Raw genomic sequence first — 9,416 nt, forward strand, 5'->3', positions numbered from 1 at the left:
CGCGGTGTGGAGGGACGCGCGTGGGACGGAAGTGACGGAAGTGAACGGTTGAGGTGTCACATGCGTCACGTGAGCACCACCAGTCACTCGCGCGTCCCTCCACACCTGGAGCGGCCGTCAACGGGGCCTGCGATCAGCCGCGGCAGCCGAGAGCAGCCGCGGTCAGCCGAGAGCAACCGAAAGTCCCACTGACCCGGCCTGACGTGGACCGAGTGCACCCGTCGAGCGCGCGTGCGATTCCGCCGGTGCGGAGCATGTGACTGGTGTGACTGAAGTCGACTCAGATCACGCTCTCCAGAGGCAACGCGAGCAACCCCTGCACCATGCTCCGCACCGACGGTGCGACAACCCGGACGTGCGAGGCGGATTCGGCAGCAATAGCGATCTACGGCGCGCCGACTGATGACTCAGGAAGAGGTTCGCGGTGTGGACAGCCGCGCGTGGGACCAGAGTGACGGAATTGAACGGAATCGGTGTCACATGCGTCACTTGCGCACCACCGGTCACTCGCGCGGCTGTCCACACCTGAACCGGCCTTCTACGGACCCCGCGGGCAGCGAGTGCTCGAGCTGGCCCGACCCTGCTCAAGCTGGGCTGACCCTGCTCAAGCTCGGCTGCCGCTACTCGAACTCGGCTGCCCTCCCCGTCCCGTCCGTCCGACTTGTCAGATCCAGCGCGGGCCATACCGCGCGCTGGGTCTGACAAGTCCGGGGGACCGTCGACTTGTCAGACGCAGGGCGCCCTATAGCCCGCGCTGCGTCTGACAAGTCACCTGAGCCCCTCGTGGGGCAGCCCGTTCCGGGCCGGAAGTCGGAGACTTCCGGATGCGCTCGTGAACTCGTGGGCTCGCGGGCTCGCGGGCTCGGGAGCCCGGGAGCTCGGGAGTCTGCGCCTACTCGCCGGGGTAGACCAGACCGATCTGGGCGCGCACGGCGTCCATGGTGCGCAGCACCCCGCGGGAGTTGTCCCAGGTCATCCGGGGGCTCTCGGTCTCGCCAGCGGTCACCCGGCGCGCAACCTCCGCGGCCTCGTACTGCAGGCCCATGCTCGCCCGGCGGTCGAAGGTCCACGTGGAACCGTCGCGGCGGGTCACCGTGAACGACGTCGGGGCGTAGAAGTCGCCGGCGATCTGGATGTTGCCCTCGGTACCGGAGATCGACGCGGTCGTCGGTGTCTTGGCCCACAGCGTGGTCGACAACGTCGCCTGCACACGCTCGCCGTAGGACAGCACGATTCCGACCTGCCCGTCGACCCCGGTCTCGGTGAGCGCGCCCACCGCGGAGACCGCGTCGGGCTCGCCGAGGAAGTCGTGCGCGAAGGAGACCGGGTACACCCCGAGGTCGAGCAGCGCACCGCCAGCCAGCGCCGGGTCGAACAGGCGGCTGGTCGGGTCCGTCTCGAACCACTGCCCGTGGTCGGCCGTGAGGTTCACGATCTCGCCGATCTCACCGGCGGCGATCACCTGGTGCAGGGCGGCGACGTGCGGCAGGAAACGGGTCCACATCGCCTCCATGACGAACACGCCGGCGGTGCGCGCGGCTGCGAAGACCTCCTCGGCCTCGCCCGTGTTGCGCATGAAGGCCTTCTCGACGAGCACGTGCTTGCCTGCCGCGATCGCCAGCAGCGCGAGCGCCTTGTGCTCGGAGTGCGGCGTCGCGACGTACACCGCGTCGACCTGCGGGTCCTCGACCAGGCCGCGGTAGCCGAGGTGGGTGGTCGGGATGCCGTGCGCGGTGGCGAATCGCTCGACGCGGTCGCGGTTGCGCGAGCCGACGGCCAGCAGCGGGGACCGAGTGTGGGTGTTGACGGCGTTCGCGAAGGATCCCGCGATGTTGCCGGCGCCGAGAATTCCCCAGCGGATGGACGGAGCAGTTCGAGGGTCGTCAACGTGTGCCATGCGCCCAACATAGTGGGGCGCCGTCTTTGGGCCGATCGGGTGAGGGCGCACCTCGGCGGCGCTCGTTAGTGAGCCGGCACGCCCCGCGTGTGCGCCCGCGCAGCTGCCCGGACGCCCGGGCGACGCGGCGAGGTCGGGCCCCCGACCAGCGGTTGTGCAGCGCCGGTGGCCGCCGCGGAGGCTGCCCCGAAAGCCTTCGATGAGGGCGCCAACCCTCGTCGACTTCACCTGTTCGGCCCAGTTTCTGCGCCGACGCCCTGCTCGGACGGCCATCATTATCGATACATTGGCAGGTCAGTCGACGAACGGCGCCACGGACGGGCGTAGGTTGTTCCGTACCGACCGTGTCGGGAGCCTGTTGCTCTCGCCACGGTCGCGGTTCCCGCCTCGCAGGGGGATGCGGGAGCAGCGTGTGCACGGTCGTGGCTGCAGGTTCGGCAAAGAGCCCTCAGCCTCGGCTGCCAGAGCGTCAGCCCTTCGCGACTGCGGCCTTCTTCGCCGTCGGCTTCTTCTTTGCCACTGTCTTCTTCGCCGCGGTCTTCTTGGCTGCCGTCTTGCGCCCCTTGACCGGCCCGCGGGCCCGCTTGTCGGCCAGCAGCTCCGCGGCCCGCTCGAGCGTGATGTTCTCGACCGAGTCCTCGGTGCGCAGGGTGGCGTTCGACTCGCCGTCGGTCACGTACGGACCGAACCGGCCCTCCTTGACGACCACGGGCTTCTTCGAGACCGGGTCCTCGCCGAGCTCACGCAGCGGCGCCGCCGCCGAGCCGCCGCGCCCGCGCTTGGGCTGGGCGTAGATCGCGAGCGCCTCCTCGAGGGTGACGTCGAACATCGCGTCCTCGGTCGGCAGCGTGCGCGAGTCCGTGCCGCGCTTGAGGTACGGCCCGTACCGCCCGTTCTGCGCCGTGATCGTGTCGCCCGACTCGGGGTCCACGCCCACCACGCGGGGCAGCGAGAGCAGCTTGAGCGCGTCGGCGAGCGTCAACGTCGCGAGCTGCATGGTCGAGAGCAGCGAACCCGTGCGCGGCTTGGGCAGCGCCGCCAGCGCCCGCTTCTTGGCGGCCGCCGACAGGGTCGGGTCCAGCTCGGGCTCGGGCAGCAGCTCGGTGACGTACGGCCCGTACCGCCCGTTGCGGGCAACGATCGAGGTACCGGTCGCGGGGTCGACCCCGAGCACCTGGTCGCCCTCGGCCTGCGTCTCGAGCAGCTCGCGCGCCTTGGCCGCGGTGAGCTCGTCGGGCGCCAGCTCCTCGGGCACGGCGGCCCGCTTCGGGTCCGACCCGTCCGTGGTCAGCAGGGCGGCGGCGGTGTCCTCGACGTACGGGCCGTAGCGGCCCACGCGCAAGGTGATGCCGTCGCCGATGTCGATCGAGTTGACCTGGCGCGCGTCGATCTCGCCAAGGTTCTCCACCGCGTGGCTGAGGCCCTCGATCTCGCCGACCCCGGCGCCGTCGGCGTCACCGAAGTAGAAGCGGCTCAGCCACTCCACCCGGTTCTTGTCCCCCGCCGCGATCGCGTCGAGGTCCTCCTCCATGCTCGCCGTGAAGTCGTAGTCGACCAGCCAGTGGAAGTTCTCCTCGAGCAGCCGGGTGACCGCGAACGCGAGCCAGCTCGGCACGAGCGCCTGCCCCCGGTTCGACACATACCCGCGGTCCTGGATCACCGAGATCGTCGCCGCGTACGTCGAGGGCCGGCCGATCCCCCGCTCCTCGAGCGCCTTGATCAGGCTCGCCTCGGTGAACCGGGGCGGCGGGGACGTCTGGTGCCCGTCGGCGTTCAGATCGCTCGCGTTCATCGCGTCGCCCTGGGCCATCTGCGGCAGTCGCGCGTCCTGCGCGTCCTTGCCCGACGACGGCGCCGCGTCGTCGGCGTAGCGCTCGGTGTCGTGGCCCTCCTCGTAGGCGGCCATGAACCCGCGGAACGTGATCACGGTGCCGGACGCCGCGAACACGGCGTCGCGCCCGTCACTGACCAGGGCGCCGATCTTCACCGACGCCGTCGACCCGCGCGCGTCCGCCATCTGCGAGGCGACCGTGCGCTTCCAGATCAGCTCGTACAGCCGGAACTGGTCGCCGGACAGCTCGGACGCGACCTGCGCCGGGGTGCGGAACGAGTCACCGGCGGGCCGGATGGCCTCGTGCGCCTCCTGGGCGTTCTTGGACTTCGAGGCGTACACGCGGGGCGCGTCCGGCACGAACTCGGGGCCGTACAGCTCGGCCGCCTGGCGGCGCGCGGCGTCGATCGCCTGCGAGCTCAGCACGTTCGAGTCGGTCCGCATATAGGTGATGTAGCCGTTCTCGTACAGCGACTGCGCGGTCCGCATCGCCTGGCGCGAGCCGAGCCGCAGCTTGCGCGAGGCCTCCTGCTGGAGGGTCGACGTCGTGAACGGGGCGGCGGGCTTGCGCGTGTACGGCTTGGTCTCCAGGCTGCGCACCGCGAAGTCGGCGCTGTCGAGCCCGGTCACCAGCGCGTGGGCCGCGGAGGAGTCGAGGTGCACCGCGCTGCGGGTCGTGAGCACGCCGCGGTCGTCGAAGTCCCGGCCGGTCGCGACGCGCGCGCCGTCGAGGGTCGACAGGCGCGCGCCGAACGTCGGCTCGCCGGCGTCGTCGGTCGCGAAGGTGGCCTTGACGTCCCAGTAGTCCGCGGCGCGGAACGCCATCCGCTCGCGCTCCCGCTCGACGACGAGCCGCATCGCGACGGACTGCACACGCCCGGCGGACAGGCCCTGGCGGACCTTGCGCCACAGCACCGGGGAGACCTCGTAGCCGTACAGCCGGTCCAGGATGCGCCGCGTCTCCTGCGCGTCGACGAGCCGGGTGTCCAGGTCACGGGTGTTCTCCAGGGCCCGCGCGATCGCCTCGGGGGTGATCTCGTGGAACACCATGCGCTTGACCGGGACCTTGGGCTTGAGCTCCTGGAGCAGGTGCCACGCGATGGCCTCGCCCTCGCGGTCCTCATCAGTGGCGAGGAAGAGCTCGTCGGCGTCCTTGAGCAGCCGCTTGAGCTCGGCGACCTTCTTCTTCTTGTCCGCGTCGACGACGTAGTACGGCTCGAAGTCGTTGTTCACGTCGACCGCGAACTTGCCGAACGGGCCCTTCTTCATCTCGGCCGGCAGCTCGGAGGGCTGCGGGAGGTCGCGGATGTGTCCGACGCTGGCCTCGACCTCGTACCCGGAGCCGAGGTAGCCGGCGATCGTGCGCGCCTTGGCCGGCGACTCCACGATGACGAGCTTGCGGACCATGCGGACCTGCTTCCTGAAGAACCTCTGGGCGGCGACCGACACATCACCGCTATCGCACGGGCACTCTACGACGTCTCGTCAAGTCACCCCGCCTGCCGAGCGCCGCACGACAAGCAGCGCGGCGAACGCGAGGCAGCAGATCGCGACCACTCCGAACGCCCCGCCGCCGTACGCCACGAGCAGCTCGGAGCGGGACCCGAGGTCTCCCGGCGTCGTCCAGGAGGTGTGCAGCGCCCAGGCCGCGGGCAACGCCGCGGCGACCCCGGCGAGCACCAACAGCCCGCCGGCGGCACCGGGCGCGGCGGGGTGCCGCCGCGGCTCCGCGGGCTGCGCCGGGACCCTGGCGGTCCAGCGGTCCGGGCGGGCGACCTGACCGGACGCCGTGCTCACGAGACGACCTCCGGCACTCGGCGGGCGGGCCGCGGCGAGCGCGCACGCGAGCCCGCTCCACGCCATGACGACGAGCACCGCGGCGGCCACGTCGCTCGGCCGGTGCCAGCGCCCGATCAGGGTCGAGACCCCGGTCGCCGAGGTGTAGACGGCGCCGAGGATCGCTGCCCACGGCCGGGCCCGGGGCGGCACGACGAACACCAGCGCGGCGGACACCGAGGCGGCCGCGGTCGTGTGCCCGCTCGGCAGCGCGTTGGAGAACAGCGGGGTCGCGTTGAGGTCGGGGCGATCGAACAGGCTCTTGAGCACCTGGGTGGTGAGGTTCGCGCCGCCCACGAGCAGCGCGACCTGCAGGGCCAGGCCCCACCGCCGGCGCACGACGGCGATCAGCACGGCCGCGACCAGCACGGCGGCGAGGTACGGGACCGAGATGACGTCGAGCACGGGCTGCGCCACGTGCCACAGGCTGTTGCGGCCGTACAGGGCGCCCTCGAACACGGCCTGGTCCACGCGCTGGCCGGCTGCGGTGTCCACGAAGATCCGCCAGGTCAGCCAGACGCCGAACGCGGAGACGACGGCCGTCACGAGGCCGAGGACGACCCCGCCCTGCAGCGCGGGCCCCGGTTGTGGGCGCGCGCGGGCGGACCACCAGGGCGCGGCGACGGAACTTCGCGGGGGGCTGCTCACCCGTCCACGGTAGGCGACCGTGAGCGCACCCGGGCGCGCCATGGTCAGCCGCGGACCGCCGGACGCGGCGCGCGGTCCATCAGGATCGCGTGGCTGCCGGCCGCCGAGAGGCAGGCGCGGGACTCGGCGTCGACGTTGATGCACAGCAGGCACCCGCCGCGGCGCTCGATGTCCCAGGCCGCGTCCTCGATCACCTGCCCGGCCCGAAGGCTGCGCAGGCGCGCCGCCTGCAGGTCGAGGACGACGATGGACGCGCAGGCCGCGAGCGCGTCGAGCAGCGCCCGCAGCCGACCGGTGTCCTCGCGCGCGAAGTTCCCCGCAGGTCGCACCGTCGCGGTGAGCCAGGCGGGGTTGAGCTGGGCCGGATCGATCTCGGCCCGCCACGCCTCGTGAGAGTCGAGTCGGGCCGGCAGCTCCTGCGTTCTCGGCTCAAGGTCGGTGCCCATCGTGATTGGCAGCTCTCGCGTTCTCGGCTCAAGGTCGGTGCTCATCGTGATTGGCCTCCTCGGGGCCGCCGGTGCGGTCGACCACTGGTGAGTACAGTCGCCGCCTCGCCTGTGAACTCCCTGGGCGCCCGCCACCGGATCGCTGTACGGCCGAGGCCCGCTCCGAATTCCTCGCCGCCGGCTGGAGTCCACAGACTTCTCACAGGTCGGCATCAGGATGGCCACAGGCGGGGAATCCACTCTGGGTGCATGTCCACCACCAGCCCCACCCGCGGGCGAGAGCCCGTCACCCGCGCGGACGGCACGCCGATCCGGGCCCTCGTCGTCGACGACGAGCCGACGCTCGGCGAGCTGCTCACGACCGTGCTGCGCTACGAGGGCTGGCAGGTCGAGTCCGCGCTGACCGGGCACGCGGCGATCCGGGCCGCCCGCACCCTCGAGCCGGACGTGATCCTGCTGGACGTGATGCTCCCCGACCTGAGCGGCCTGGAGGTGCTGCGCCGGATCCGGGTGACCAACCCGCACGTCCCGGTGCTGTTCCTCACCGCGAAGGACGCCGTCGAGGACCGCATCGCGGGCCTGACCGCGGGCGGCGACGACTATGTGACCAAACCGTTCAGCCTCGAGGAGGTCGTCGCTCGGCTGCGTGCCCTGCTGCGCCGGGCCGGGGCGACGGCGCTGACCGAGGAGGCGACGCTCGTCGTCGGCGACCTCGAGATGAACGAGGACAGCCACGAGGTCTCGCGCGGCGGGACGCCGATCCGGCTGACGGCGACCGAGTTCGAGCTGCTGCGCTACTTCATGCGCAACCCGCGGCGGGTGCTGTCCAAGGCGCAGATCCTGGACCGCGTGTGGCAGTACGACTTCGGCGGGCAGGCGAACATCGTCGAGCTGTACATCTCCTACCTGCGCCGCAAGCTCGACGCCGGCCGACCGTCCATGATCCACACGCTGCGCGGCGTCGGCTACGTGCTCAAGCCCGCCGAGAGCCCGACGGCGGCGTGATGGCCGCAGCCCGCGGCCGCTGGACGCTGCGGCGGCGGCTCGTCGTGGTCCTGATCGGGCTGCTTGCGGTGTTCGCCGGCACGATGGGCGTGGTCTCGGCGCTCGCGCTGCGCGGCTCGCTGGTCGGCCAGCTCGACTCGCAGCTGCTCAGCGCGAGCCAGCGGGCGGCGAGCGCGCCCGACCGGCCGCGCACCTCGCCGCCGAGTCCGACGCCGTCGTCGTCCTCGTCCTCGTCCTCCTCGCCCTCGCCCTCCGACGACGCTGCCACGCCGTCGGGCGAGAAGACCGGCCCGGGCAACCAGGACCAGGACGGGCTGCCGCCGGGGCTCAGCGTGCCCGGCCAGGGCGCCGGCACGATCAACCTCTTCGTGCGCAACGGCGAGACGCGCTCGGGCTACATCGACCAGGCGGGCAACTTCCAGACCCTCACGTCGTCGCAGGTCGCCACGCTCAAGTCGCTCCGCACCGACGGAAAGCCGCACGCGATCGTGCTGCGCAGGCTCGGGAACTACCGGGCCGTCGCGACCCGCACGCCCGACGGCGACCTCGTGGTGACCGGGCTGTCGACCGCCCAGGCGACGTCGACCGTGCGGGACTACGTCGCGGTCGAGGTGGCCGTCGCGGCGATCGGCCTGCTGCTCGCGCTCGTGGCGGGCATGATCCTGGTGCGCCGCGAGCTGCGCCCGCTCGAACGCGTTGCCGCGACCGCGACGCGCGTCTCGGAGCTGCCGCTCGATCGCGGCGAGGTCGCGCTGCCCGAACGGGTCGACCCGGTCGACACCGATCCCGGCACGGAGGTCGGCCAGGTGGGTGCCGCGCTGAACCGGCTGCTGGGCCACGTCGAGGAGGCCCTCGCCGCGCGGCACGAGAGCGAGACCCAGGTGCGCCAGTTCGTCGCCGACGCGAGCCACGAGCTGCGCACCCCGCTCGCGGCGATCCGGGGGTATGCCGAGCTGGTCCGGCACCTTCCCGGCGACCTGCCGCCGGATGCGGTGCGCGCGATGGGCCGGGTCGAGTCGGAGTCGCTGCGGATGACCGCGCTGGTCGAGGACATGCTGCTGCTCGCTCGGCTGGACGCCGGGCGCCCGCTGGACAGCGCGGAGGTCGACCTCGCGGCCCTCGCCGTGGACGCCGTCGCCGATGCGCACGCGGCCGGGCCGGACCACAGCTGGCAGCTGGACCTGCCGGGTGGCGACTGGGCCGACGGCGAGGCCTGGTCCGACGGCGACGCCTGGTCCGACGCCGAGGACGCTCCCGCCGCGCCGCGCGCCGTCGTCCTCGGCGACGACCACCGCCTGCAGCAGGTGCTGGTCAACCTGCTCTCCAACGCGCGCGTGCACACCCCGCCCGGCACGACCGTGCGCACCACCGTCCGGGCCGACGACGAGACGGTGACCGTCCGCGTGGAGGACGACGGCCCCGGGATCCCCGAACCGCTGCGCTCGCAGCTGTTCCACCGGTTCACGCGCGGGGACACCGCACGCTCCCCCGGCGCCGGCTCCACCGGCCTCGGCCTGGCGATCGTCGACGCCGTCGTGACGGCCCACGGCGGCCACATCGACGTCGACAGCGCCCCCGGCCACACGTCCTTCACCGTCACTCTGCCGACTGCCCACCCGATCCTCCCCGCCCACCCGTAGCCCCCGGGATCCCGTAATCCCGTAATTCCGGCAACGTCCGTATTTCCGGCAACGTCCGTATTCCCGGCAACGTCCGTATTCCCGGCAACGTCCGAGCGTTGACGTCCTATAGG

At 72.1% G+C, this 9,416-nt stretch carries 6 protein-coding genes; 2 read left to right on the forward strand and 4 right to left on the reverse strand.

Annotated features, from left to right (window positions below; all coding sequences use genetic code 11):
* Window positions 1-892: 892 nt before the first annotated feature.
* The 4 genes from VIM26_RS18625 to VIM26_RS18640 all read right to left on the reverse strand — a co-directional run bounded on the left by VIM26_RS18625 (window position 893) and on the right by VIM26_RS18640 (window position 6,703).
* Window positions 893-1,897, reverse strand: a complete 1,005-nt coding sequence (locus VIM26_RS18625) for a Gfo/Idh/MocA family oxidoreductase (RefSeq protein WP_331953989.1) — start codon at window positions 1,895-1,897, stop codon at window positions 893-895.
* A 469-nt stretch (window positions 1,898-2,366) separates the two neighbouring features.
* On the reverse strand, window positions 2,367-5,135 hold the full coding sequence (gene topA / locus VIM26_RS18630) for a type I DNA topoisomerase (protein ID WP_331953991.1): 2,769 nt from the start codon (window positions 5,133-5,135) through the stop codon (window positions 2,367-2,369).
* 78 nt (window positions 5,136-5,213) lie between these two features.
* Entirely contained in the window at window positions 5,214-6,212 is a 999-nt protein-coding gene (locus VIM26_RS18635; RefSeq protein ID WP_331953993.1) for a phosphatase PAP2 family protein, read from the reverse strand.
* A 44-nt stretch (window positions 6,213-6,256) separates the two neighbouring features.
* Window positions 6,257-6,703 carry a hypothetical protein gene (locus VIM26_RS18640; RefSeq protein ID WP_331953995.1) on the reverse strand — a complete coding sequence of 149 codons (447 nt, stop codon included), beginning with the start codon at window positions 6,701-6,703 and terminating at the stop codon, window positions 6,257-6,259.
* Between the two features lie 204 nt (window positions 6,704-6,907).
* Here VIM26_RS18640 and VIM26_RS18645 point away from each other — a divergent pair, with 204 nt between their 5' ends.
* The gene (locus VIM26_RS18645) at window positions 6,908-7,663 is read left to right on the forward strand and encodes a response regulator transcription factor (protein WP_331953997.1); all 756 of its coding nucleotides are present in this window, start codon (window positions 6,908-6,910) and stop codon (window positions 7,661-7,663) included.
* Window positions 7,663-9,303, forward strand: a complete 1,641-nt coding sequence (locus VIM26_RS18650) for a HAMP domain-containing sensor histidine kinase (RefSeq protein ID WP_331953999.1) — start codon at window positions 7,663-7,665, stop codon at window positions 9,301-9,303. Before VIM26_RS18645 ends, VIM26_RS18650 begins: the two co-directional genes overlap by 1 nt.
* Window positions 9,304-9,416 lie beyond the last annotated feature (113 nt).

The sequence above is a fragment of the Pengzhenrongella sp. genome (assembly GCF_036565025.1).
Lineage (GTDB): Bacteria > Actinomycetota > Actinomycetes > Actinomycetales > Cellulomonadaceae > Pengzhenrongella.

Excerpts from the sequence above, each read along its gene's own strand:
- VIM26_RS18625 (WP_331953989.1), bottom strand. The coding sequence starts at position 1,897 with ATGGCACACGTTGACGACCCTCGAACTGCTCCGTCCATCCGCTGGGGA.
- topA (WP_331953991.1), bottom strand. The coding sequence starts at position 5,135 with ATGGTCCGCAAGCTCGTCATCGTGGAGTCGCCGGCCAAGGCGCGCACG.
- VIM26_RS18640 (WP_331953995.1), bottom strand. The coding sequence starts at position 6,703 with ATGAGCACCGACCTTGAGCCGAGAACGCGAGAGCTGCCAATCACGATG.
- VIM26_RS18645 (WP_331953997.1), top strand. The coding sequence starts at position 6,908 with ATGTCCACCACCAGCCCCACCCGCGGGCGAGAGCCCGTCACCCGCGCG.
- VIM26_RS18650 (WP_331953999.1), top strand. The coding sequence starts at position 7,663 with ATGGCCGCAGCCCGCGGCCGCTGGACGCTGCGGCGGCGGCTCGTCGTG.